General features: G+C 72.6%; 19 protein-coding genes. 8 read left to right on the forward strand and 11 right to left on the reverse strand.

All coding sequences use genetic code 11. The annotated features are described in order from the left end of the window. The first annotated feature begins 16 nt into the window (after positions 1–16). Entirely contained in the window at positions 17–1,180 is a 1,164-nt protein-coding gene (locus ACIA8N_RS09040) for a helix-turn-helix transcriptional regulator (RefSeq protein WP_365786332.1), read from the forward strand. On the opposite strand, the gene ACIA8N_RS09045 is transcribed toward ACIA8N_RS09040, so the two are convergent. The 4 genes from ACIA8N_RS09045 to ACIA8N_RS09060 all read right to left on the reverse strand — a co-directional run bounded on the left by ACIA8N_RS09045 (position 1,177) and on the right by ACIA8N_RS09060 (position 5,313). Continuing rightward, positions 1,177–1,920 carry a tyrosine-protein phosphatase gene (locus ACIA8N_RS09045; RefSeq protein WP_365786334.1) on the reverse strand — a complete coding sequence of 248 codons (744 nt, stop codon included), beginning with the start codon at positions 1,918–1,920 and terminating at the stop codon, positions 1,177–1,179. The genes ACIA8N_RS09040 and ACIA8N_RS09045 overlap by 4 nt on opposite strands. Before the next feature lie 53 nt (positions 1,921–1,973). Further along, positions 1,974–2,582, reverse strand: coding sequence for a helix-turn-helix transcriptional regulator (locus ACIA8N_RS09050; RefSeq protein ID WP_365786379.1), 609 nt, complete (start codon positions 2,580–2,582; stop codon positions 1,974–1,976). 209 nt (positions 2,583–2,791) lie between these two features. Next, positions 2,792–3,487: a response regulator gene (locus ACIA8N_RS09055; protein WP_365786336.1), complete on the reverse strand. Its 696-nt coding sequence runs from the start codon at positions 3,485–3,487 to the stop codon at positions 2,792–2,794. Continuing rightward, positions 3,484–5,313: an ATP-binding protein gene (locus ACIA8N_RS09060; RefSeq protein WP_365786338.1), complete on the reverse strand. Its 1,830-nt coding sequence runs from the start codon at positions 5,311–5,313 to the stop codon at positions 3,484–3,486. The genes ACIA8N_RS09055 and ACIA8N_RS09060 overlap by 4 nt, the downstream gene beginning before the upstream one ends. A gap of 129 nt (positions 5,314–5,442) precedes the next feature. Here ACIA8N_RS09060 and ACIA8N_RS09065 point away from each other — a divergent pair, with 129 nt between their 5' ends. Then, positions 5,443–6,861 (forward strand): cation:dicarboxylate symporter family transporter, encoded by a 1,419-nt coding sequence (locus ACIA8N_RS09065; RefSeq protein WP_399415997.1) that lies wholly within the window; start codon positions 5,443–5,445, stop codon positions 6,859–6,861. A 330-nt stretch (positions 6,862–7,191) separates the two neighbouring features. Here the strand turns inward: ACIA8N_RS09065 and ACIA8N_RS09070 are convergent, their stop codons facing one another. Both ACIA8N_RS09070 and ACIA8N_RS09075 read right to left on the reverse strand, forming a co-directional pair. Beyond that, a complete protein-coding gene (locus tag ACIA8N_RS09070; RefSeq protein WP_365786342.1) occupies positions 7,192–8,073 on the reverse strand; it encodes an aldo/keto reductase in 882 nt (293 codons plus the stop codon). Further along, entirely contained in the window at positions 8,073–8,969 is an 897-nt protein-coding gene (locus ACIA8N_RS09075) for an NAD-dependent epimerase/dehydratase family protein (protein ID WP_365786344.1), read from the reverse strand. Before ACIA8N_RS09075 ends, ACIA8N_RS09070 begins: the two co-directional genes overlap by 1 nt. 67 nt (positions 8,970–9,036) lie before the next feature. Between ACIA8N_RS09075 and ACIA8N_RS09080 the strand changes: the two genes are divergently transcribed. The 5 genes from ACIA8N_RS09080 (at position 9,037) to ACIA8N_RS09100 (ending at position 13,281) form a co-directional block, all read left to right on the forward strand. Beyond that, on the forward strand, positions 9,037–9,561 hold the full coding sequence (locus ACIA8N_RS09080; protein ID WP_365786346.1) for an Lrp/AsnC family transcriptional regulator: 525 nt from the start codon (positions 9,037–9,039) through the stop codon (positions 9,559–9,561). A 70-nt stretch (positions 9,562–9,631) separates the two neighbouring features. After that, positions 9,632–10,048, forward strand: coding sequence for a MerR family transcriptional regulator (locus ACIA8N_RS09085; protein ID WP_365786348.1), 417 nt, complete (start codon positions 9,632–9,634; stop codon positions 10,046–10,048). Positions 10,049–10,053: 5 nt separating this feature from the next. Further along, complete coding sequence (locus ACIA8N_RS09090; protein ID WP_365786350.1) at positions 10,054–10,395, forward strand: thioredoxin domain-containing protein; 342 nt, start codon at positions 10,054–10,056, stop codon at positions 10,393–10,395. A gap of 58 nt (positions 10,396–10,453) precedes the next feature. Continuing rightward, positions 10,454–10,891, forward strand: a complete 438-nt coding sequence (locus ACIA8N_RS09095; protein WP_365786352.1) for a hypothetical protein — start codon at positions 10,454–10,456, stop codon at positions 10,889–10,891. A 146-nt stretch (positions 10,892–11,037) separates the two neighbouring features. Further along, on the forward strand, positions 11,038–13,281 hold the full coding sequence (locus ACIA8N_RS09100; RefSeq protein ID WP_365786354.1) for a UvrD-helicase domain-containing protein: 2,244 nt from the start codon (positions 11,038–11,040) through the stop codon (positions 13,279–13,281). Between the two features lie 70 nt (positions 13,282–13,351). On the opposite strand, the gene glgB is transcribed toward ACIA8N_RS09100, so the two are convergent. From glgB to ACIA8N_RS09125, 5 genes are all read right to left on the reverse strand, one after another. Next, complete coding sequence (gene glgB, locus ACIA8N_RS09105; RefSeq protein ID WP_365786356.1) at positions 13,352–15,607, reverse strand: 1,4-alpha-glucan branching enzyme; 2,256 nt, start codon at positions 15,605–15,607, stop codon at positions 13,352–13,354. A 162-nt stretch (positions 15,608–15,769) separates the two neighbouring features. Then, complete coding sequence (locus ACIA8N_RS09110; protein ID WP_365786358.1) at positions 15,770–17,119, reverse strand: maltokinase; 1,350 nt, start codon at positions 17,117–17,119, stop codon at positions 15,770–15,772. 246 nt (positions 17,120–17,365) lie between these two features. Then, the gene (gene treS, locus ACIA8N_RS09115; RefSeq protein WP_365786360.1) at positions 17,366–19,060 is read right to left on the reverse strand and encodes a maltose alpha-D-glucosyltransferase; all 1,695 of its coding nucleotides are present in this window, start codon (positions 19,058–19,060) and stop codon (positions 17,366–17,368) included. Continuing rightward, positions 19,057–21,042 carry an alpha-1,4-glucan--maltose-1-phosphate maltosyltransferase gene (locus ACIA8N_RS09120; RefSeq protein WP_365786362.1) on the reverse strand — a complete coding sequence of 662 codons (1,986 nt, stop codon included), beginning with the start codon at positions 21,040–21,042 and terminating at the stop codon, positions 19,057–19,059. The genes treS and ACIA8N_RS09120 overlap by 4 nt, the downstream gene beginning before the upstream one ends. Before the next feature lie 432 nt (positions 21,043–21,474). Beyond that, positions 21,475–22,428 (reverse strand): NmrA family NAD(P)-binding protein, encoded by a 954-nt coding sequence (locus ACIA8N_RS09125; protein ID WP_365786364.1) that lies wholly within the window; start codon positions 22,426–22,428, stop codon positions 21,475–21,477. Positions 22,429–22,546: 118 nt separating this feature from the next. Between ACIA8N_RS09125 and ACIA8N_RS09130 the strand changes: the two genes are divergently transcribed. Continuing rightward, positions 22,547–23,527, forward strand: coding sequence for an AraC family transcriptional regulator (locus tag ACIA8N_RS09130; protein WP_365786366.1), 981 nt, complete (start codon positions 22,547–22,549; stop codon positions 23,525–23,527). Positions 23,528–23,651 lie beyond the last annotated feature (124 nt).

Genomic DNA, 23,651 nt, shown 5'->3' on the forward strand with positions numbered 1-23,651 from the left:
GAAGGGAGAGCCGCGGATGGCACCGGGGGAGTACACCCCTGACCCGCTGGGGGCCCGGACCCCCGCCGAGTTCCTCGCGCGCCTCCAGGCCCTCAAGGACCGGTCCGGCCTCACCTACCGCGAGCTCGCGGCGCGGGCGGAGGCCCGCGGCGACCTGCTGCCCCGCTCCACCGTGGCGAACATGCTGTCCCGCACCACCCTGCCCCGCGAGGAACTGCTGACGGCGTTCGTCCGCGCGTGCGGGGTCGCGCCGGCGGAGCTGGAGAGCTGGCGGAAGGTACGAAGCGAACTCGCGGGGCGGGGGACGTACGCGCCGACAGAGGAGGCCGGGACGGAGGCAGCCGGGACGGAGGAGGCGGGGACGGAGGCAGCCGGGACGGAGGAGGCGGGGACGGAGGAGGCGGGGACGGAGCAGGCGGGGACGGAGCAGGCGGGGACGGAGGAGTCAGCGAGCGAGGCGGACCAGGTGTCCGGATCTCCCGCGCCGCCCTCCTCCTGGCCGCAGGCCGCCGAACCTCCGGCGTCGCCGCCCCCGGGGGCCCGGTTCCGGTTACGTCGGGCGGTCGTCGCCACGGTCGCGGTCGCCGGCCTCGTCCTCGCCGGGGTCAGCGCCGTCGCCGCCTTCCGGGACGGCCGCACCGGGCACGCCGGGCACCCGGGACAGGGCGGGCAGCCGCCCCGCACGCCTGCCGCCCCGGCCGTCCCCGCCGCCCCGGCCGCCGGGGACGTACGCATCCGCGTGACCGGCACCGACTTCTGCCTCGGCGAGCGGCGCGGCACCCGGTCCGGCCAGATCCACCAGCTGCCGTGCGCCGAGGCGGGCGTTCCGCTGTACTCCCTCGCGGCGGTGGCCGGCGGCCGGTGGAGGATCGTTTCGGACCACCCCGACTACGGCCCCGGCTGCTCCGGCATACCCTCCGGCGGGCGGATACCCGGAGCCGCGTACGAGGACTCCGAGTGCGGTGACCCGAGCCGGGTCGAGACGTTCGCACTCCAGCCGTACGGCACCCCCGTCCGGGGCCACCGGATCGTCCCGGTGGGCTCCGCGACGCCCGGCAGCTGCGTCACCGTCACCGGAGACCGCATGGCCGCCGGGGCGCGTCTCGCCCAGGCGCCGTGCGCGCCGGACGCCGCCGGCCAGCTCTTCGTCTTCGAGAGACGGCAGGCCCCGGGCGGCTAGCGAGGGCTTTCCACCAGCCGGTCCCTGAGCGTCCTCACCACCGACGGGTCGAGCCCGACGTGCCCCGTGACGTACGCGTCCACCGAGCCGTACCGCGCGCGCAGGTCCGCGAGGAACAGCCGGATGACGTCGGCGGGGGCCCGGCCGTAGCCCGGCCAGCGGAGCTCGCGGCCCGGGTGGGAGGCCCGCCAGTCGGCGATCAGCCGCTCCGTGGCGAGCTCGGTGAGCGCGAAGTCCGCGAGGATCTCGTCGTCGGGGACCCCGATGAGGGCGAGGACGACGGCCGCGAGCAGGCCCGTACGGTCCTTGCCCGACGCGCAGTGGAAGACGAGCGGTCCCTCGGCCGAGGCGATGAGTTCGAGGGCCGTACGGAGTTCCTCGGCCCCGTCCTCCGCGACCTCCGCGAACCGGTCGGCGAGGTAGCGCCAGGGATCGAGGTCCGGGTCGATCTCCGCCTGGTCGTAGGGGCGGTGCTCGATGGAGAGGTTGTGCCAGGAGACGCCCTCGGTCTCCGGCAGGCGGCCCTTGGCGGCGATCTCCCACGGGTAGCGCAGGTCGATCACCGTGGCCACGCGCAGTGCGCGGAAGCGTTGCAGGTCGGCGGGGTCGGCGTCCGCCAGCTTGGCGAGGGAGTCGGAGCGGTAGAGGGTCTCCCACCGCACGGTTCCGCCGTCGGCGGTCCGATAGCCGCCCAGGTCGCGGAAGTTGTGGAGTCGTTCGAAGGGTATGTGTCGTCTCACGGCGCCAACCTACGGCCGCGACCTCCGATGATCCAGGAACCCGAGGACAGGCGCTAGGAACCCACGGCCGTCCAGAAGTGGCCGGTGATCCCGTCCAGATACGCGCGCCCCTCGTCGCCGGTCGCGCCCGAGGCGCCCCAGCTGCTGGTCGCCGCCATCCGGGCGTGGTACTCGGTGTGGAGCCGCTGGAGGGCGGACTCCAGGATCCGCTTGGGCAGCGGGACCATCTTCACCGCCGGTTTCACGTACGCCTGCCAGCGGGTGGTGGCGGCGTCGCGCAGCAGCTCGGCGAGGCGTTCGTCGCCGCCCGTCGCGGTGATCAGGGCGCGCGGACCGAGGCCGAGGACGTCGGCGAGGGCCGCCGTCTGGCGTTCGGTGCCGCGCCAGCTGCCCTCGTCCTCCATCCGCTGGTACGCGTGGGCCGCCATGCCCACCATCCTGGCCAGGTCCTCGGCGGCGAGCCCGCGGGCCATCCGGTGCTCGCGCAGGCTGGAGGCGGCGGCGATCAGCTCGGCGGGGGAGCACCAGAGGACGCCCGCGAGGGCGGTGAGTTCCTGGTCGTCGGGAGCGGCCCGGCCGCGTTCCCAGGCGACGACGGTGTCGGGGGTGACGAACAGGCCGTACTGGGCGCGCAGGCCGTAGGCGACGTGATCGGGGGCCATGCCGAGGCCCTCGCGCAGACGGCGGGCGGCCAGGGCGTTGAAGGGTGGGGAGGGTTGGTGCACCCGGCCACGGTAGGTGCGGAGGGTGACGGATGGCTACGGTGCGTTCCACCAAGGTCCGCCGTCGTAGGAACGTGGGAACCGATCAGTAACTGGGTGTCGAAACCATGGAAACGATCAGTGACGGACCGTGGTCGCCTTGGAAACCGTCAGTGCCCCCGGGCCGGGCCGTCCAGCCAGCGGTACTGGAGTTCGGGCCGCCCGATCTGCCCGTACTGCGGTGCGCGTACGGCCCGGCCCCCGGTGACCAGGTGCTCCAGGTAGCGGCGCGCGGTGATCCGGGAGATGCCGACCGCCGCGCCCGCCTCGGCGGCGGTCAGACCCGCCGGGGTGGCCCGGAGGGTACGGGTGACGGCCTCCAGGGTAGGGGCGCTCAGGCCCTTGGGGAGCGTGGCGGGGTGCGGGGCCCGGAGCGTGGCAAGCGCCCGGTCCACCTCGTCCTGGCCGGAGGCCTCCCCGGCGGTCGCCCGGAACTCGGCGTACCGGGCGAGCCGGTCCCGCAGGGTCGCGAAGGCGAAGGGCTTCAGGACGTACTGGACGACGCCGAGCGACACGCCCTCGCGGACGATCGCCAGGTCGCGGGCCGAGGTCACGGCGATGACGTCGGCCGAGTGCCCGGCGGCGCGCAGCGCGCGCAGCAGCTGGAGGCCGTGACCGTCGGGCAGGTAGAGGTCGAGCAGGATCAGGTCGACCGGCGTCCGGTCGAGCAGTCGCAGGGCGGCGGCCCGGGAGTGCGCGACCCCGACGACGGTGAAGCCCTCGACCCGCCCGGCGTAGAGGGCGTGGGCGTCGGCGGCGACGGGATCGTCCTCGACGACGAGCACCCGCAGGGGAGGCGCGCTCACGCGGACACCTCCGCTCCGGGGACGTCGCCGGTGGCCTGCGCGGGCTGCGAAGGCACGCGGGGCAGGGGTGTGTCGCCGGTGGCCGGCGCCGGCTGGGAGGGCAGGCCCGGGGCGCGCGCGTCGCCGACGGCCGGCGTCGGCTGCTCTCGCCGGGCGCCGGGCCGGCGGAGGCGGGACGACGGCGGCTCCGCGGCCTTCCGGGTGCCGGGGTCCGGCGCGGGCTCGGGCGATCCGGACGCTCGGGGCAGGGGCAGCCGTACGGTGAACTGCGCCCCGCCCTCCGCCGCGTCCGCGAGGTCGAGCGTGCCCGACGCGCGGGTGACCGCCTGGCCCACCAGGGCCAGGCCGATGCCGCGGCCCGGACCCCGGGTCGACCAGCCGCGGCCCAGGACCGCGTCCCGGTCGGCCGCGCGCACGCCGGGCCCGCTGTCGCCGACCCGGAGCAGCAGCTCGCCGTCGCCCGAACGGGCCGCGACCGTCACCGTCACGCGCGCGTGCGGGGTGCCGCCCACCGCCTCCACCGCGTTGTCGATCAGGTTGCCCAGGATCGTCACCAGGTCCCGGGCCGGCAGGGCGGCCGGCACGAGCCCGTCGTCGATGCGGCTGTCCTCGGTGAGGACCAGCTCCACACCCCGCTCGTTCGCCTGCGCCGCCTTGCCGAGGAGCAGCGCCGCGAGGACGGGCTCCCCGACGGCGTCCACGACCCGGTCGGTCAGCGCCTGCGCGAGCTCCAGTTCCGCCGTCGCGAACTCCACCGCCTCGGCCACGCGGCCCAGTTCGATGAGCGACACGACCGTGTGCAGCCGGTTCGCCGCCTCGTGGGCCTGTGAGCGCAGGGCCTCCGTGAACCCGCGCTCGGAGTCCAACTCACCGGAAAGCGCCTGGAGTTCCGTACGGTCCCGGAGCGTGACGACCGTGCCGCGCCGCTCCCCGCCCACCACCGGCCGGGTGTTGACCACGAGGACCCGGTCGGCCGTCAGGTGCGTCTCGTCCACGCGCGGCTCCGAGGACAGCAGGGCGCCCGTCAGCGGCGCCGGCAGCCCGAGCTCCGCCGCCGGCCGGCCGACGACCCCCTCGTCCAGGCCGAGCAGCTCGCGCGCCCCGTCGTTGATGAGGGCGATCCGCCGCCGTCCGTCGAGCATCACGAGACCTTCGCGGACCGCGTGCAGCGCGGCCTCGTGGTAGTCGTGCAGCCGGCTCAGCTCCGTCGCGTTCATGCCGTGCGTGTGGCGCCGGAGGCGCGCGTTGATGACGTACGTCCCGGCGCCGCCGAGCGCGAGCGCCGCGCCCGCCATGCCGAGCAGCGCGGTCACCTGCTCCCGTACCTGCTGGCTGATCCTCTCGATCGTGATGCCCGCGCTGACCAGGGCGACGACCCGGCCGTCGTCGAAGACGGGCGCCACGGTCCGTACGGAGGGACCGAGTATCCCCAGATGCGTCTCCGAGTACGTACGGCCCGCCACGGCCTCCTCGATGTGGCCGAGGTACGTGCGGCCGATCTGCGCGGGCTCGGGGTGGGTCCAGCGGGTGCCGTCCGGCGCCATGATCACCACGAACGCGACGCCCGCGTGGCGGCGCAGGGACTCGGCGTACGGCTGGAGCGCCGCCGACGGGTCGGCGGAGCGGGCCGCGGCGACCACCGAAGGGGAGTCGGCGACGGCCGCGGCGGTCGCGGTCGCCTGGCGCCGCGCGGTCTCCTCCGCCTGCGCCCGGTCCGTGACGTACGCGAAGACCGCGCACCCCGCCACGACGACGGCCACGAGCACGACCTGCATCGCGAAGAGCTGGCCGGCCAGGCTGCGGGGGCGGGGGAGCGGGAGGCGCATGCGGGTAAGTGTGCACGTCGGGGTTTGCGCCGACGCATTGCGTTCCCGAATCGTTCTTTTCTCCGGAGCGGCCCTCAACGGTCTCGGCGTGAACGAAACGTACGCAAGGGTGACCCCGGTCACAGGCTGATGGATAGTCGCGGAGTCCACCGGGACGTGGACACCCATCAGCACGAGGAGGACCCCGTGGCCGCACGACGGGACCGTACCCACTATCTGTATCTGGCCGTCATCGGAGCCGTGGTGCTCGGCATCGCGGTCGGCTTCCTGGCGCCCGGCGTCGCCGTCGAGCTCAAGCCGCTGGGCACCGGCTTCGTCAATCTGATCAAGATGATGATCTCGCCGATCATCTTCTGCACGATCGTGCTCGGCGTCGGATCGGTCCGGAAGGCCGCGAAGGTCGGCGCCGTCGGCGGCCTCGCCCTGGGCTACTTCATGGTCATGTCGACCGTCGCCCTCGCCATCGGCCTGGTCGTCGGCAACCTCCTGGAGCCCGGCTCCGGGCTCCACCTCACCAAGGAGCTGGCCGAGGCCGGCGCCAAGCAGGCCGAGGGGGCGAGCGAGTCCACGCCGGACTTCCTGCTCGGGATCATCCCGAAGACCCTCGTCTCCGCCTTCACCGAGGGAGAGGTCCTCCAGACCCTCCTGGTCGCCCTGCTCGCCGGGTTCGCGCTCCAGGCCATGGGCGCGGCGGGGGAGCCGGTCCTGCGCGGGATCGGGCACATCCAGCGGCTCGTCTTCCGCATCCTCGGAATGATCATGTGGGCGGCACCCGTCGGCGCGTTCGGCGCGATCGCCGCCGTCGTCGGCGCGACCGGCGTCGATGCACTCAAGTCCCTCGCCGTCATCATGATCGGCTTCTACGCGACCTGCGCGATCTTCGTCTTCGTGGTGCTCGGCGCGCTCCTCAAGCTGGTCGCCGGGCTCAACATCTGGACCCTCCTGAAGTACCTGGGCCGCGAGTTCCTGCTGATCCTCTCCACCTCGTCCTCGGAGTCCGCGCTCCCGCGGCTCATCGCGAAGATGGAGCACCTGGGCGTCAGCAAGCCCGTCGTCGGCATCACCGTGCCGACCGGCTACTCCTTCAACCTCGACGGCACCGCGATCTACCTGACGATGGCCTCGCTCTTCGTCGCCGAGGCGATGGGCGACCCGCTCTCGCTCGGCGAGCAGATCTCGCTCCTCGTGTTCATGATCATCGCCTCGAAGGGGGCCGCGGGCGTCACCGGCGCCGGTCTCGCCACCCTCGCGGGCGGCCTCCAGTCGCACCGGCCCGAGCTGGTCGACGGCGTGGGCCTCATCGTCGGCATCGACCGCTTCATGAGCGAGGCCCGCGCCCTCACCAACTTCGCGGGCAACGCCGTCGCGACGGTGCTTGTCGGCACCTGGACGAAGGAGATCGACAAGGCGCGGGTCGCCGAGGTCCTCGCCGGCCGGGTCCCGTTCGACGAGAAGACCCTGGTCGACGACCACGCCCCCGCCGCCCCCTCCCCGGTCCCGGACCAGCGGGCCGAGGACGGCGAGGAGAAGGCGCGGGCGGGCGTGTGAGGACCGGGGGAGGGGGTGCCGCCGCGCGGGGCTCCTCCCCACCGCGCCCCTTCCCGAACCGGGGGCTCCGCTCCCGGACCCCCGCGCCTCAAACGCCGGCGGGGCTGGGATGCGGCGGAAACCTCAGCCCGCCCGGCGTTCGAGGGCACGGCCGCAGGCCGTACGGGGTCTGGGGGCTTGCCCCCAGTTTCGGGAAGGGGCGGGGTGGGGAACGGCTCAGCGCGGCGGCACCCCACCCCCCACCAGTGCCAGGTCCCGGGCCTTGAGCCGGATCCGGGGCCCGGGGGAAGGGCGTCCCCGCCGGGGGCGCCCTTCTCGTGACCCGAATCCTCAGCGGCCGTTCAGCACCGCCAACTCCTCACCCGTCAGCACGAGCGACGACGCTCCCGCCGAGTCCCGTACCGTCTCCGGCCGGCTCGCCCCCGGGATCGGCAGCGCCGTCTCCGAGCGGGCGAGCAGCCAGGCGAGCGCCACCCGCTGCGGGCTGACCCCGCGCTCCCGCGCCACCCGGTGGAAGCCTCCGAAGCCGGGGTCCTCCTCCAGGGCGGACGCCCCGTCGAGCGAGCTGCGCGAGATCCCGCCCAGCGGGCTCCACGGCAGGAACGCCAGACCGAGTTCCGCGCAGAGCCGCAGCTCGGGCTCGCTGTCCCGGACGGCCGGCGAGTAGCGGTTCTGTACGGAGACGAGCCGGTCGCCGAGGATCTCGCGGGCCAGCAGGATCTGCGCCGTGTCCACGTTGGAGACGCCGGCGAGCCGGACCGTGCCCGCGTCCAGCAACTCCCGTATCGCGCCGAGGGATTCGGCGTACGGGACGGCCGGGTCCGGCTTGTGCAGCTGGTACAGGCCGATCGGGGTGGTCCCGAGCCGCCGGGCCGAGTCCTCCGCCGCCCTCCGCAGGTGCTCGGGCCGCCCGTCCACGGTCCAGCCGCCGTCGGCCGTCCGTCCCCGGCCGCCCTTCGTGGCCACGAGGACGTCGTCCGTGCGGCCCCCGTACGCGGCCAGGGCGCGGGCCACGAGCAGCTCGCCCTCGCCGGGCACGCCGCCCGGCGGGTGGTAGGAGTCGGCGGTGTCGAGCAGGGTCACCCCCGCGTCGAGCGCCGCGTGCACGGTGGCGAGGGCCCGTGCCTCGTCCGGCCGGCCCTCGATGGAGAGCGGCATGGTGCCGAACCCGACCGCCCCGACCCGTACGTCGCCCAGCTTCCTGAACCGCATCAGCGCACCTCTCCGACCGTCTCGGCCACGGCCCGTGCCAGCCACTCGGAGGAGTGCGAGAAGGCGTAACCGAGTCCGGTGGCGCGGGAGTTGTCCATCCCGTACGAGCGGGCGAAGGAGAACGGCGACACCTCGCCGACCTCCACCTCCTGGAAGACGGTCCGGCCGCCGACCCTCTTCTCGATCTCCGCGCAGAGGTCGGCGGTGGTGAGCGGGCCGTGGGAGTGGGCGTTCACCGGGCCGGTGAAGCCGGCCTCGACCGCCCAGGCGAGGAAGGCGGCGATCTCCTCCACGTACACATAGGTCGCCGGACGGTTCACCGCCGGGACGGCGATCGGCTCCCCGGCCCGGATGCGCCGCACGTAGTGGTCGAGCCGGCCGGTGAACTCGTCGGCGCCACCGAGCACATGGGCCACCCGCACCGAGGTCCAGGCGAAGGGCGCACCCGCCGCGAAGACCGCCTCGGCCTGGCGCTTGCCCTCCCCGTAGTGCGCCTCGCGGAACTCTGGGTCCTCCCAGGCGAGGGCGGTGTCGACGGTGACCGCGTCCAGGTCGAGGACGTCCTCGGCGAGCGGTGCGGCCGAGTCCTCGTACCCGTACACCTCCACGGTCGACGTCATCACATAGCGTCCGGTGCGCGGGCCGAAGACGCGCAGGGCGATCTCGGCCTGGCGCGGCGTGTAGCAGACCTGGTCCACGACGACGTCGAAGGAGCGGCCCGCCAGAACGGATTCCAGGGCGGCCTCGTCGTCGCGGTCGGCGACGAGATGCCCGATTCCCTCCGGGGCGCCGGAAGAACCCCGGTTGAGGAGGGTGACCCGGTGGCCGGATTCCCGCAGCAGGGCGATCAGTCGCTTTCCGAAATAGCGGTTACCGCCGATGACCAGAACGTCCATCAATCCCAACTCCCTTGTCTCGCCGCCCAAGTGTTACGTTGATCCGTCGCCGCCTGAAGGGGGAGAAATGGGAGTCCTGGCCGCCGCACCGAAAGAACCACGGCCTGCGCGCCCCGCCGCCGTCGAAACGTCGGCCGCCGCTTTCGACCCGGTCGACCGGCAGATCCTGGACCTCCTGCAGAGCGACGGCCGCATCAAGCTCAGCGAGCTGGGCCGCCGCGTCCGGCTCAGCCCCGCGGCGGTCACGGAGCGGGTCCGCCGCCTGGAGGCGAGCGGCGCCGTCACCGGCTACGGCGCCCACGTCTCCCCGGCCCGGCTCGGCTACGGCATCCAGGCCTTCATCCGGGTGAACCCGCACGGCGGCTACACCCTGAAGCACCCGCGGACCCTGGAACTGACCGCGCGCCCCGAGATCCTGGAGGTCCACCACGTGGTGGGCGAGGACTGCTGGATCCTCAAGGTCGCCGTCACCGACACCGTCCACCTGGAAGAGGTCCTGGAACAGACCTCGGCGCTCGGCAGGACCACGACCTCGATCGTCCTGTCGTCCCCGGTGGTGCGCAAACCCCTGCTGCCGGCCGACCGCGCCTGACCCCGCGCACCTGACCCCGCACCCCCGACGCCTTGCCTTGACGTCGGCGTCAACGCTTACGGTCGGGGACATGCGCATCGGAGAGCTGGCCGAGCGGGTCGGGACCACCACGCGGACCCTGCGGTACTACGAGTCCCGTGGTCTCCTGACCGCCCGGCGCACGGAGCGGGGGCACCGCACGTACGACGAGGACGACCTGCGGCTCCTCCAGCAGATCAGGACCCTCCAGGACTTCGGGTTCGACCTCGAGGAGACGCGGCCGTTCGTCGACTGCCTGCGCGCCGGGCACCCGGCGGGGGACTCCTGTCCCGCGTCGATCGCCGTCTACCGGCGGAAGATCGCCGAGCTCGACGGACTGATCGGCCGGCTCCAGGCGGTACGCGCCCAGGTGGGCGCCGAGCTGCTGCGGGCCGAGGCGGAGCTGCCGCACGGCCCCGAGCCCCGGTGCGAACTCGGTACGGAGTGGGACACGGAGCGGGAGGGATGACGGAGATGACGACACAGACGCAGGCGCTGGCCGAGGTCACGGACGCGGACTTCGGGACGGAGGTGCTCGGCGCGGGGCTGCCCGTCCTGGTGCAGTTCACGGCGGAGTGGTGCGGGCCGTGCCGGCAGCTGAAGCCGGTGCTGCGCGCGCTCGCCGCGGAGCAGGCGGAACGGCTCCGGATCGTCGAGATCGACGTGGACCGGAACCCGGAGACCACCCTGCGGTACGGGGTGCTCGCGACCCCGACGCTCATGGTGTTCCGTGCGGGCGAGCCGGTGAAGTCGCTCGTGGGCGCCCGGCCGAAGCGCCGCCTCCTGGAGGAGCTGGAGGACGTGCTCGCCGGGTGATCCCGGCGCCCGGCCGTGCGGCGGGGAACCGGCGGCACGGGCGGAGCGTCGAAGGGCCGTGACTCGGAGAACCGGACACGTCGTCCTCGCCTTCGCACTGGCCGCCGGGGTGCTCACGGGCTGTGCCACGACCGGCCGGGGCACGGAGGCCGTCCGCGCGACCCCGCCCGTCCGCGCGACATCGGCCGCGCCGGCCGACCCGGCCGACCCGGCGGCACCGTCCGACCGGGCGACACCCGCGGTCCGGACGATCCCCTTCGATCTGTACACCCATTGCGGAATCGACGAGGCCCGCATCGGCTCGACGTACTTCGAGGCGGAGACCCCGCTCTCCGACGGCTCGGGGAACCCGCCCGACGGATGGGGCAACCCCTACCAGCGCGGCACGATGACCCTGAAGTCCGCGACGGAGGCCGTCTTCACCGACGACGCGGGGCACGAGGTGCGGTTCCGCGCCAGACCCGGCGCGACCGCCGTCAAGCACCTGTGCGCCTAGGGCCTGTCCGGCAGGGCATACGGAAATACCCCGACTACAATTGACAGTCGGGGTATTTCATCGCGTATATTGGTGGATTCCGTGTCCGGAATCAGCACGGACACAAAGAAGTTCAATAAACGCACTGTATCGCGCCGGGAGTCGAATTGTCAACCGAGGAATTTCGGAACGAGCAGCAATTCATCACCGATCTCTACTCGCGACTCGACGACCTGAGGGCCGAGGCCGAGGCCGCCGTGGGGCGGGCCCTGCGCACCCCGGGGGTCGGCGGCAACCAGGGCCGGCTCGAACGGGACGTCATGGTCGCCGAGCAGTCGGGGCTGCTCGCCGCGTTCAACGCGGGGGAGAGCGGGCTCTGTTTCGGCCGTCTCGTCTTCAAGGACGGGCGCGACCACCACATCGGTCGGCTCGGTATCCGCGAGGACGACCCGAACCGCACCCCGCTCGTCGTCGACTGGCGCGCCGAGATCGCCCGCCCCTTCTATCTCGCCACCGGGTACGAGCCGATGGGGCTCTCCCGCCGCCGGCACATCAGCACCCTCGGCCGCACGGTCACCGCGCTCCACGACGAGGTGCTCGACCTCGCCGACGCCACCCGCACCGGGCACGAGAGCCGCGACGCCGACGAGGTGCTGCTCGCCGCGCTCGACGCCGCCCGCACCGGGCGGATGCACGACATCGTGCAGACCATCCAGGCCGAGCAGGACGCCATCATCCGTTCCCCGCACCGAGGGGTCCTCGTCGTCGAGGGCGGCCCCGGCACCGGCAAGACGGCGGTCGCCCTGCACCGGGCCGCGTACCTCCTCTACGCGCACCGCGAGCAACTCGCCAAGCGCGCCGTGCTCATCGTCGGCCCCAACCCCGCCTTCCTCGGTTACATCGGCAACGTCCTGCCCTCCCTCGGCGAGACCGGCGTCCTCCTCGCCACCCCCGCCGAGCTGTTCCCCGGCGTCCGCGCCACCGGCACCGACACCCCTCGCGCCGCCGCCGTCAAGGGCTCCGCCGCCATGGCGGAGGCGCTCGCCGCGGCCGTACGGGACCGTCAGCAGGTCCCCGAGCGCGGCGAACCGCTGATCGTCCCGCACGATGACGGCGACCTGGTCATCGACTGGGACATGGCCCTGGAGGCCCGGCACAAGGCCCGCGAGACGGCCCTCCCGCACAACCTGGCCCGCCCCTACTTCGTCTTCCGCATCCTGGACGCGCTCGCCGAACAGCTCGCCGACCGCATCGGCGCCGACCCCTACGGCGGCCCCAACTTCCTCGGCCCCGACGACATCGCGCTGCTCGCCAAGGGCGTCGCCGCCAACCCCGACGTCCACGCGGCGATCGACACCCTCTGGCCGGATCTCACCCCGCGGGACTTCCTCGCCGACTACCTGACCGAGCCCACTCACCTCCCCGAAGCGGACGCCGCCGCGATCCGGCGCGGGCACGGGCCCTGGACCCCCGCCGACGTTCCGCTGCTCGACGAGGCCGCCGAACTCCTCGGCGAGGACGACTCGGCCGCCCGCGCCGCCGAGGAGGCCGAACGGCAGAAGCAGATCCAGTACGCGCAGGGCGTCCTCGACGTCTCCTACGCCTCGCGCACCTACGAGTTCGAGGACAAGGAGGAGCAGGACAAGGACGCCTCCGAGGTCCTCTCGGCCCACGACATCATCGACGCCGAACGCTTCGCAGAGCGGCACGAGGAGGCCGACCACAGGACCGCCGCCGAACGGGCCGCCGCCGACCGCACCTGGGCCTTCGGGCACATCATCGTCGACGAGGCCCAGGAACTCTCCGCGATGGCCTGGCGGCTGCTCATGCGCCGCAGCCCGAACCGCTCGATGACCCTGGTCGGCGACCCGGCCCAGACCGGCGACCCGGCGGGCGTCGGCGCCTGGGAGCGGATCCTCGCCCCGTACGTGGACGACCGCTGGGAGCTCGTGCGGCTCGGGGTCAACTACCGCACGCCGGCCGAGATCATGGCCGTCGCGGCCGAGGTGCGGCGGGCCGAGGACCCGGGGTTCGAGCCGCCGAGCTCGGTGCGCTCCACCGGGGTGGAGCCCTGGGACCGTACGGTCGACGACCCGGTCAAGGAGGCCGCGGACGCGGTCGCCGCCGTGGCGCGCGACGAGGGCAGGACCGCCGTGATCGCCCCGCCGGAGCTGCTCCCCGGCCTGGTCGCGGCCCTGCCGGACGCCGCGCACGGCCAGGAGCCCGACCTCACCCGGCCGGTGGTCCTGCTCGACCCCCGGCAGGCGAAGGGCCTGGAGTTCGACACGGTCCTGGTCGTCGACCCGGAGGGCATCGTGGCCGGGGCCGCGCACGGGACCAACGACCTGTACGTGGCGCTGACCCGGGCGACCCAGCGGCTCGGGATCATCCGCGCGGCGGACCGAACCTAGAAACCCGGATGCCTCCGCCCGAGGGCGGAGGCATCCGGTGGCGGGGCGTCCGGGCGGCGCGGACCCCCCGCTAGGCCGGCCGCAGCCAGACCGTCGCGAGCGGCGGCAGCGTCATCCGGACGCTCGCCGCACGCCCGTGGTGCGGCACCGACTCCGTCTTCAGCGGGTCACGTGCCACCACGTCCCCGCCGCCGTACCGGCCGGCGTCCGTGTTCAGGACCTCCGCCCAGGCGACCACGTCGTCCGGCACGCCGAGCCGGTAGTCGTGCCGGACGACCGGGGAGAAGTTGCAGACGGCGAGCAGCGGCGAGCCGGACGCGTCGAAGCGCAGGAAGGCGAAGACGTTGTCCTCGGCCGCGTCCCCGACGACCCACTGGAAGCCCTCGGGGGAGGTGTCCCGCTCCCAGAGCGAGGGCGTCGCCGCGTAGACCGTGTTCAGGTCGCGTACGAGATCCCGCACGCCCCGGTGGTCGGCCTCCGCCCCGTACGCCGGGTCGAGCAGCCACCAGTCGGGCCCGTGGTCCGCCGACCACTCCCCGCCCTGGGCGAACTCCTGGCCCATGTAGAGGAGTTGCTTTCCGGGGTGGGCCCACATGAAGCCCAGGTAGGCGCGGTGGTTGGCCCGCTGCTGCCACCAGTCGCCCGGCATCTTCGACACCAGGGACCGCTTGCCGTGCACGACCTCGTCGTGGGAGATCGGCAGGATGTAGTTCTCGCTGTACGCGTACACCATCGAGAAGGTCATCTCGTGGTGGTGGTACTTGCGGTGCACCGGCTCCTTCTGCACGTACTCCAGGGAGTCGTGCATCCAGCCCATGTTCCACTTCATGCCGAAGCCGAGACCGCCGAAGCCGCCGGGCCCCACCTGGTCCGTCGCCCGCGTCACCCCGTCCCAGGCCGTGGACTCCTCCGCGAAGGTCACGATCCCCGGGCAGCGCCGGTACACGGTCGCGTTCATCTCCTGCAGGAACGCCACCGCGTCCAGGTTCTCCCGGCCGCCGTGCTCGTTCGGCAGCCAGTCGCCGTGCTCCCGCGAGTAGTCCAAGTAGAGCATCGAGGCCACCGCGTCGACCCGCAGACCGTCGATGTGGAACTCCTGGCACCAGTACACGGCGTTCGCCACCAGGAAGTTCCGCACCTCCTTGCGCCCGTAGTCGAACTCCAGGGTGCCCCAGTCCGGGTGGTGCGAGCGGCGCGGATCCTCGTGCTCGTACAGCGGCCGCCCGTCGAACTCCGCGAGCGCCCAGTCGTCCTTCGGGAAGTGCGCGGGCACCCAGTCCATCAGGACCCCGATCCCCGCCCGGTGCAGCGAGTCGACCAGGAACCTGAAGTCGTCGGGGGTGCCCATGCGGGCCGTCGGGGCGTAGAAGCCGGTGACCTGGTAGCCCCACGAGCCGCCGAAGGGGTGCTCGGTGACCGGCATCAGCTCCACGTGCGTGAAGCCGAGGTCGCGGACGTACGCGGGCAGCTGCTCGGCGAGCTGGCGGTACGTCAGCCCCGGTCGCCAGGAAGGCAGGTGGACCTCGTAGACCGAGAGGGGCGCCTCGTGGTGCGGACGCGCCCCGCGCCGCGCCATCCACTCCTGGTCGTCCCAGGTGTAGTGCGAGGCCGTGACGATCGACGCGGTGTTCGGCGGGCACTCGGTACGGCGGGCCATCGGGTCCGCGCGCAGGGTGTGCGTACCGTCGGGGCGCGTGATGTCGTACTTGTAGACCGCGCCCTCGCCGATCCCCGGCACGAAGAGCTCCCACACGCCCGTCGAACCCAGCGAGCGCATCGGAAGCCCCGTGCCGTCCCAGTGCGTGAAGTCACCGGTGACCCGGACCCCGCGCGCGTTCGGCGCCCAGACAGCGAAGCGGGTCCCGGCCACACCGCCGTGGGTCATGGGGTGGGAGCCGAGCGCCGTCCACAGCTCCTCGTGCCGGCCCTCGCCGATGAGGTGCAGATCCAGCTCGCCGAGGGACGGCAGGAAGCGGTACGGGTCGTGGACGGCGAGCTCGTCGCCGTCGTAGCGGACCCGCAGCTCGTACGCCGGCACCTTGCGCAGCCGCGGCAGGAGCCCCGAGAAGAGGCCGTCGCCTTCGTCGTGCAGCGGGATCCGCCCGCTCTTGGTGACGACGGTGACCTCCTTCGCCCACGGGCGCAGCACCCGGACCACCACCCCGCCGCGTACCGGGTGCGCGCCGAGCACGCCGTGCGGGTCGTGGTGCTCCCCGGCGAGCAGCCGGCCCCGGTCACCCGGATCGAGCGGTGGCGCCTTCCGGGGCGCGGGGGACTTGGCGGGGGTGGTGCTGCGGGCCGTCTTGCCTGCGGGGCGGGCGGTCACCGGGGTGCCTCCTAAGGGGTACGGGGTACGGATGCGCAACGGTGGGGCGCGGGAGAGGGACACTCGGCCGAACGGGGCGCGTGGCGGTTGCCGCAGGCGGGACGGCCGGGGCGGAGCGGGGGACTGCTCCGAACGGGGGGTGGGAGGGAGCGGGGCGTCGGCTCACCGGGCGGTGGCCAGACGTTCGATCGCGGACATCGGGACCGGGAGCCAGTCCGGGCGGTGCCGGGCCTCGTACACGACCTCGTAGACCGCCTTGTCGGTCTCGTAGGCCCGCAGGAGCGCCGGGTCCGCGCGGGGATCGGCCCCGGCCGCCTCGGCGTAGCCCGTGCAGAACGCCGCCCGGCACCGCGTCGCCCAGTCCGCGTTCCACGGGCGGTGGGTGCGGGCCGCGTAGTCGAAGGAGCGGAGCATCCCTGCCACGTCGCGGACGGTGGGCTGCGGGCTGCGCCGCTCGTCGAGCGTCTTCGCCGGCTCGCCCTCGAAGTCGATGACGGCCCAGCCGCCGTCGGACCCCCGCAGGGTCTGCCCCAGGTGAAGGTCGCCGTGGATGCGCTGGACCGCGCTGCCGCCCGCCGCTCCGCTCGCCGCCGCGAAGACGGCCCGCAGGCCGGGCACGTGCGGAAGGAGCGCGGGCACGGCCTGCGCGGCCGCGTGCAGCCGCCGGTCCATCGCCGCCGCCAGCTGCTCGGTCTCGGCCAGGGCGAGGCGCCGGGTGGGCAGCGCCTCGGCGAGGGCGAGGTGGACCTCTGCCGTCGCGCGGCCGAGGTCGCGCGCCTCCGCGGTGAACTCGCGTCCGTCGGCGAGCGCGTCGAGCGCGAGCCGCCAGCCGTCGCGGGAGTCCCGCAGATAAGGCTGGAGGACGCCGAGAGTGGCGGCCCCGGACTCGAACCAGGCGACCGGGGCCGGGACCCGCGCGCAGCCGGCCCCGGCGAGGGCGAGCGGCAGCTCCAGGTCCGGATTTGCCCCCGGACTGACCCGGCGGAAGATTTTCAGAATGAACGAATCCCCGTACACCAAAGAGGAGTTGGACTGCTCCGCGTCCAGAACCCGGGGGGCCAGGGCGGGAGGCAGCGCCGTCGTCGCATGGAAGCGCAGGGGGCCGGTCCGGCCCGGGGTGCGCAGCCGCTCGTAGAGGAGGCCGGCGAGCCGCGGGTCGCGCAGCCCCTCGTACACGGCCCGTCCGGCGAGCGGCCCCTGCCGGATCCGCCCGATCAGGGCGGGGGCGAGGCGGGGCGGCAGCTGGGTCCGTACGCCCAGGAGCAGTTGATAACAGTCGGCGGGCGTGCCGGTCTGGCGGCTCGGCTGTTCGACCCGCACGAGCAGATGGAGGAGGCCGGGGCCCGGACCGTCGAGGGGCAGCAGCTCGGTGGCCGCTTCCAGTGTGAATCCGGTGACCCGGCGGCCCTTGCCCGCGAACCAGCGCTGCCGGGGCAGCCATTCGTGGAGCAGGGGGGTGAGTGACGGAAGGAGGGCGTCCGGGGCCCGGGTGGTGGATGCGGTCTCCGGCATGGCATCGCGTCCTTTCCCCGGGGCGCGCAGTTGGCTTTCGTATGCGTTCAAATGCGCAGAGTGTCCCGGATGACGGCTTGGACTGTCCGGATGTGCGGGACGTGTCGGAAGGGGAAGATCCGTACGGGCCCGACAAGAAGGCCCGTATGGACCTGAATCGTGACGATGAACGTGTGTGGGTCACAGTGCCCAGAGTGGGACGGGGGAAAACCGTCCCACCCCGGACGTATTCGAACTGACCTGCGGTCAGCCCTTCTTGAGACGGAACCAGTAGAAGCCGTGTCCCGCAAGGGTCAGGAGGTACGGCAACTGGCCGATGGCCGGGAACTGCACGCCGCCGATCAGCTCGACCGGGCGCGTGCCGTCGAAGCGGCGCAGATCGAGTTCGGTCGGCTGCGCGAACCGCGAGAAGTTGTTCACGCAGAGGACCAGATCGTCGCCGTCCTCGCGGAGGAACGCGAGCACCGCCGGGTTGGACGCCGGGAGTTCGGTGTACGTGCCCGTCCCGAAGGCCCGGTTCTGCTTACGGATCTCGATCATCCGCTTCGTCCAGTGCAGCAGCGAGGACGGCGAGGCCATCCCCGCCTCCACGTTGGTCACCTGGTAGCCGTGGACCGGGTCCATGATGGTCGGCAGGTAGAGCCGCCCGGGGTCGCAGGAGGAGAAGCCCGCGTTGCGGTCGGGCGTCCACTGCATGGGAGTCCTGACCCCGTCCCGGTCGCCCAGCCAGATGTTGTCGCCCATGCCGATCTCGTCGCCGTAGTACAGCACCGGCGAACCGGGCAGCGAGAAGAGCAGCGCGGTGAACAGCTCCATCTGGTTGCGGTCGTTGTCGAGGAGCGGGGCAAGGCGCCGCCGGATGCCGATGTTGGCCCGCATCCGCGGGTCCTTGGCGTACTCGGCGTACATGTAGTCGCGTTCCTCGTCCGTGACCATCTCGAGGGTGAGCTCGTCGTGGTTGCGGAGGAAGATGCCCCACTGGCAGCCGGAGGGGATCTCCGGGGTCTTCGCCAGGATTTCCGAGACCGGGTAGCGCGACTCGCGCCGCACCGCCATGAAGATGCGCGGCATGACCGGGAAGTGGAAGGCCATGTGGCACTCGTCGCCGCCCGAGCGGAAGTCGCCGAAGTAGTCGACGACGTCCTCCGGCCACTGGTTCGCCTCGGCGAGCAGCACCGTGTCCGGGTAGTGGTCGTCGATCTCCTTGCGGACCCGCTTCAGGAAGGCGTGGGTGGCGGGCAGGTTCTCGCAGTTGGTGCCCTCCTGCTGGTACAGGTACGGCACCGCGTCCAGCCGGAAGCCGTCGATCCCCAGGTCCAGCCAGAACTTCAGTGCGGAGAGGATCTCCTCCTGCACCGCCGGGTTCTCGTAGTTGAGGTCGGGCTGGTGCGAGAAGAAGCGGTGCCAGTAGTACTGCTTGCGTACCGGGTCGAAGGTCCAGTTGGACGACTCGGTGTCGACGAAGATGATCCGGGCGTCCGCGTACTGCTTGTCGTCGTCGGCCCAGACGTAGTAGTCGCCGTACGGTCCGTCCGGGTCGCGCCGCGACTCCTGGAACCAGGGGTGCTGGTCGCTCGTGTGGTTCATGACGAAGTCGATGACCACGCGCATCCCGCGCTGGTGCGCCGAGTCGACGAACTCGACGAAGTCGGCGAGGTCGCCGAACTCGGGCAGCACGGACGTGTAGTCGGCGACGTCGTAACCGCCGTCCCGTAGGGGGGACTTGAAGAACGGCGGCAGCCAGAGGCAGTCCACGCCCAGCCACTGGAGGTAGTCCAGCTTGGCCGTGATGCCCCTCAGGTCCCCGACGCCGTCCCCGTTGCTGTCCTGGAAGGACCGGACGAGGACCTCGTAGAAGACGGCCCGCTTGAACCAGTCGGGATCACGGTCCTTGGCGGGGGTGTCCTCGAAGGTGTCGGGGACGGGCTCGTTGACAGTCATGATGTGGGTGACCCTCCGGTCTGCGGGGACGGTCGCAGGGCGAGGACGTGCGCGGGTGTGACACCCGGCTCTAGGCGCACGTAGCTGGCCCTGCCCCAGTGATAGGTATCGCCGGTGAGCTCGTCGCGCACCGGCACGGTCTCGTGCCAGTCCAGGCCGAGTTCCGGCATGTTCAACGAGACCGTCGCCTCCTGGGTGTGGTGCGGGTCGAGGTTGACGACCACCAGAACGGTGTTCGAACCGGAGCGCTTGCTGTACGCGATCACCTGAGCGTTGTCGGTGTCGTGGAAGGTCAGGTTCCGCAGCCGGCGCAGCGCCGGGTGACGGCGCCTGATCCGGTTCAGGGCGGTGATCAGCGGAGTGATCGTCTCCCCGGCACGCTCCGCCGACTCCCAGTCCCGCGGCCGGAGTTGGTACTTCTCCGAGTCGAGGTACTCCTCGCTGCCGTCCCGCAGCGCGGTGCCCTCGCACAGCTCGTACCCGGCGTACATGCCCCAGGACGGCGAGAGCGTCGCCGCGAGCACCGCCCGCACCTCGAACGCGGGCCGCCCGCCCTTCTGCAGGTAGGCGTGCAGGATGTCCGGGGTGTTCACGAAGAAGTTCGGCCGCATCTGCGCCGCCGTCTCCCCGGACAGCTCCGTCAGGTACTCCGTCAGCTCCTCCTTGGTGTTCCGCCAGGTGAAGTACGTGTACGACTGCTGGAAGCCGATCGCGCCGAGCGTCCGCATCATCGCCGGCCGCGTGAAGGCCTCCGCCAGGAAGATCACGTCCGGGTCGGCCCCGTTGATCTCGCCGATCACCCGCTCCCAGAACACCACCGGCTTGGTGTGCGGGTTGTCGACGCGGAAGATCCGGATCCCGTGGTCCATCCAGAAGCGGAGCACCCGCACCGTCTCGGCGACGATCCCGTTCATGTCCTTGTCGAACGCGATCGGGTAGATGTCCTGGTACTTCTTCGGCGGGTTCTCCGCGTACGCGATCGAACCGTCCGGCCGGTGGTGGAACCACTCCGGGTGCTTCTCCACCCACGGATGGTCCGGGGAGCACTGCAGCGCGAAGTCGAGCGCGATCTCCAGACGCAGCTCCCTTGCCCGCGCCACGAAGGCGTCGAAGTCCTCGAAGGTGCCGAGATCCGGGTGGAGCGCGTCGTGCCCGCCCTCGGGCGAACCGATCGCCCACGGCACGCCCACGTCGTTCGGCGACGCCGAGAGGGAGTTGTTCGGGCCCTTGCGGTGTGTCTCGCCGATCGGGTGCACCGGCGGCAGGTACACCACGTCGAAGCCCATCGCGGCGACCGCCGGAAGCCGCTCGGCCGCGGTGCGGAAGTTCCCCGGAACCGTACGGCCCTTGACCTTCCGCACGCCCTCCGAACGCGGGAAGAACTCGTACCAGGAGCCGAACAGGGCGCGCTCCCGCTCCACCCGCAGCGGCAACGCGGGCGAGGAGGAGAGCAGTTCACGCAGCGGGTAGCGGTCGAGGGACTCGACCACGCGCGGGGCGAGCGCCGCCGCGAGCCGGACGGCGGCCGGCCGGGACACGTCCCGCAGCGCGTCCGCCGCCGCGAGCACCGCCTCCCGGCCGCCGCCCTTCTTCGGGACGCCCTTGGCGGCCCGCTCGTGCAGCTCGGCGCCCTCGGCGAGGACGAGTTCGGAGTCGATGCCGGCCGGGATCTTGATCTTCGCGGTGTGGCGCCAGGTCGCCACCGGGTCGCTCCACGCCTCGACGGTGTACGTCCAGAGGCCCTCGGCGTTCGGGGTGACCTCGGCACCCCACCGGTCGGTGCCCGGGGCCAGTTCCCGCATCGGGGTCCAGGGTCCGGGCCGGCCCGAAGGGCCGCGCAGTACGACATTGGCGGCGACGGCGTCGTGGCCTTCGCGGAAGACGGTCGCCGTCACCTCGAAGGACTCTCCGGCCACCGCCTTCGCGGGGCGCCGACCGCAGTCGACCAGTGGGCGGACGTCCAGTACGGGAATGCGTCCCATGAGCGGATTCACGGCATCACCTGAAGGGTTACGGGGGTGCGGGTGGTGGTTCGCTCTTTCTAGCTCCGTCGACGGCCGGCGGGTTGCGGGCATGGCCGCTCCTGTCCGCGTTCACTCGAATGGCGGGTGCACAGGGATGAACAGAAGTCACGGGGAGACGGGTTTCGGGGGTGTACCGGAGGAGCCTTCCCCCGGTTCACGGGTGGGCAATCCCGGCGCTTTGTTAACTACTAGGGCGTAGCCCCCCAGGCAAGGCCGGGAGCCGGACAAAGAAACGCCCCGCCCCCCTCTTTTTGGGGCTCGGTTCGCCTCCGGGGCGCTGGAGCCGGGCTCACAGGGGCGCCCCTTCGGCTCACTCGCCGGGCGCGAACAGACCCCGCCCGTGTGGGGCGGGGTCTGTTTCCGGCGGTCGGGGCGTGCGGGGGGCGGTGGTCAGCGGTGGGGTGACGGGTCCTGCGACGGGTCCGGTTCTTCCGCGTCCGTCGACCAGATCTGCCAGGGCTGACGGGCCACCCACTCCTCCACCGGGGCCGGTTCGAGGGCGAGGACCTCCGCCGACACCCCGTCGTCGTCCGCCATCAGAAGCGGATCTGCGCCGCTCGCCATGTAGTGGTAGATCCCGGCCACCCCCGCCGCCGTCTCCGGACCGAGCAACCGGGCCAGACCCCGTTCGAAAGCGGCCGGATCCAGCTCCTCGTACCGCACCGCGCGACCGAGACCCCGGCCGAAGGCCGCCGCCAGCTCACCGCCCGTCAGCGCACGCGCGCCGCCGATGTCGAAGGTCCGCCCCTCCATGCCCTCCAGCGTCAGCGCCGCGAGCGCCGCCTGCGCGAGGTCCCGGTGCGAGAGCCACGCCGTCCGCGTGGACTCCGGCAGCGGATAGGCGAGCACGCCCTCGTCGACCAAAGCCGGACCGTTCCACGGCGAGAACAGGTTGTCCAGGTACACCGGCGGCCGGATCACCACCAGCGGCACCCCGCTGTCCCGCAGCACCCGCTCCGCGAGCCGTCGCGTCTCGAACGCGGCGACCTCCGTCGGGCCGAGCGGCACCCGGGTGTTGGCGTTGAGGACCAGCCGTTCCGTCCCCGCCTCCAGGGCCGCCGCCGCGACGTTCCTCGCGTACGCCTCCACCCGCTCGCTCCCGTACACCAGCGGCATCGTGACGAACGCGTGCGTCGTGCCCTCGAAGAGCCGCCGCACGTCGTCCCGCCGCCCCAGATCGCCCGCCAGGAAGAAGGCCCCTGGCAGCGGCGGACGGTCGGCCGCGGGGCGCCGCGTCAGGGTCCGCACCCGGTGGCGCCGCCCGGCGAGCAGCCGGGCCACCGCACCGCCCTGGAACCCGGTCGCTCCCACCACCGCCACCCGCATCGGAATCTCACTGGACATGTGTGTCTGAGGCCCTTCGATAGGCTGTCGCCGCTGCCGTGTCGGCGTTCCTCCAGGCTCGCCGGGGCGGCTTCGGCCGTTCAATTAACAAACCGGGGCGGAAGTTGAAGGATCGTCCATGGACACCGTGGGAACCGACCGTCACGACGAAGAACACGACGAAGAGCACGACGACCTGCTGAGCGAACTGCTCAAACCCCTCCGCCTCACCGGCGTCTTCGACAGCCGCTGGCACGTCCGCGCCCCCTGGGCCATCGAGGGCGACGCCGAACGCAGCTGCGCCGTCCTCCACTACGTCGTCGAGGGCGACTGCTGGATCACCGCGGACGGCGAGACCCCCGTCGCCCTGCACGCGGGAGACCTCGTCGTCTTCCCCACCGGCACCGCGCACCGCCTCTCCGACCGGCCCGAACGCCAGGGCGTCCCGCTCAAGGCCGTGCTGCCCGAGCGGCAGCCCGGCACCTCGGGCGAGATCGTCATCGGCGGCAGCGGACCCGAGAGCCGGCTGCTCTGCGCCGGGCTCCACTACGACGCCAGCGCCGCCACCGGTCTCTACGGCTGCCTGCCCTGGGCCCTCGTCCTCGACGGCGCCCAGGTCGACCGCGAGCCGCTGCTCCGCGACACCCTGCGGCTGCTCGCCGACCCCGACCGGCCCGTCCGGCCCGGCGACCGGCTCATCACCCTGCGCGCCTTCGAGATGGCGCTCGTCCTCGCCCTCCGCCCGGTGCTGCGCGAACTCGCGGGAAGCGCGGCCTCCCTGCCCCTGCTCAGGCACCCGGGGATCAGCCGGGCGGTCGTCATGATGGCGACCCGGTTCGCCGAGCCCTGGACGATCGACTCCCTCGCCCGGGAGGTCGGCATGTCCCGCTCCGCGTTCACCGCCGCCTTCCGCGAACTGGTCGGGGAGTCACCGGCCCGGTACCTCGCCGCCCGCCGGATGCAGGAGGCCTGCCGGCTGCTCACCGAGACCTCGCTCCCGCAGTCCGCCGTGCCCGCCCGCGTCGGATACCAGAGCGCCGTCGGCTTCCACCTCGCCTTCCGCAAGTGGTTCGGAGTGACCCCCGGGGAGCACCGCGCGGGAGCCGTCCGGGCGGCCTGATGCGCCGGACACCCCCTCCCGCCGGGCCGACCTGACATCTTCGGGGCCGCCTGGACGGTTCTTAAGGACCCCTGGACGGTCGTTCATTGTCCGGGCGGGGTCCGCCGGACAGTCTCGGGACCGG

The organism is Streptomyces sp. NPDC051822 (assembly GCF_044452745.1).
GTDB lineage: Bacteria > Actinomycetota > Actinomycetes > Streptomycetales > Streptomycetaceae > Streptomyces.

Coding starts and splice junctions, on each gene's coding strand:
- ACIA8N_RS09040 (WP_365786332.1), top strand. CDS start 17: ATGGCACCGGGGGAGTACACCCCTGACCCGCTGGGGGCCCGGACCCCC.
- ACIA8N_RS09050 (WP_365786379.1), bottom strand. CDS start 2,582: ATGGCCCCCGATCACGTCGCCTACGGCCTGCGCGCCCAGTACGGCCTG.
- ACIA8N_RS09060 (WP_365786338.1), bottom strand. CDS start 5,313: ATGCGCCTCCCGCTCCCCCGCCCCCGCAGCCTGGCCGGCCAGCTCTTC.
- ACIA8N_RS09065 (WP_399415997.1), top strand. CDS start 5,443: ATGGATAGTCGCGGAGTCCACCGGGACGTGGACACCCATCAGCACGAG.
- ACIA8N_RS09070 (WP_365786342.1), bottom strand. CDS start 8,073: ATGCGGTTCAGGAAGCTGGGCGACGTACGGGTCGGGGCGGTCGGGTTC.
- ACIA8N_RS09075 (WP_365786344.1), bottom strand. CDS start 8,969: ATGGACGTTCTGGTCATCGGCGGTAACCGCTATTTCGGAAAGCGACTG.
- ACIA8N_RS09080 (WP_365786346.1), top strand. CDS start 9,037: ATGGGAGTCCTGGCCGCCGCACCGAAAGAACCACGGCCTGCGCGCCCC.
- ACIA8N_RS09085 (WP_365786348.1), top strand. CDS start 9,632: ATGCGCATCGGAGAGCTGGCCGAGCGGGTCGGGACCACCACGCGGACC.
- ACIA8N_RS09090 (WP_365786350.1), top strand. CDS start 10,054: ATGACGACACAGACGCAGGCGCTGGCCGAGGTCACGGACGCGGACTTC.
- ACIA8N_RS09110 (WP_365786358.1), bottom strand. CDS start 17,119: ATGCCGGAGACCGCATCCACCACCCGGGCCCCGGACGCCCTCCTTCCG.
- treS (WP_365786360.1), bottom strand. CDS start 19,060: ATGACTGTCAACGAGCCCGTCCCCGACACCTTCGAGGACACCCCCGCC.
- ACIA8N_RS09120 (WP_365786362.1), bottom strand. CDS start 21,042: ATGGGACGCATTCCCGTACTGGACGTCCGCCCACTGGTCGACTGCGGT.
- ACIA8N_RS09125 (WP_365786364.1), bottom strand. CDS start 22,428: ATGTCCAGTGAGATTCCGATGCGGGTGGCGGTGGTGGGAGCGACCGGG.
- ACIA8N_RS09130 (WP_365786366.1), top strand. CDS start 22,547: ATGGACACCGTGGGAACCGACCGTCACGACGAAGAACACGACGAAGAG.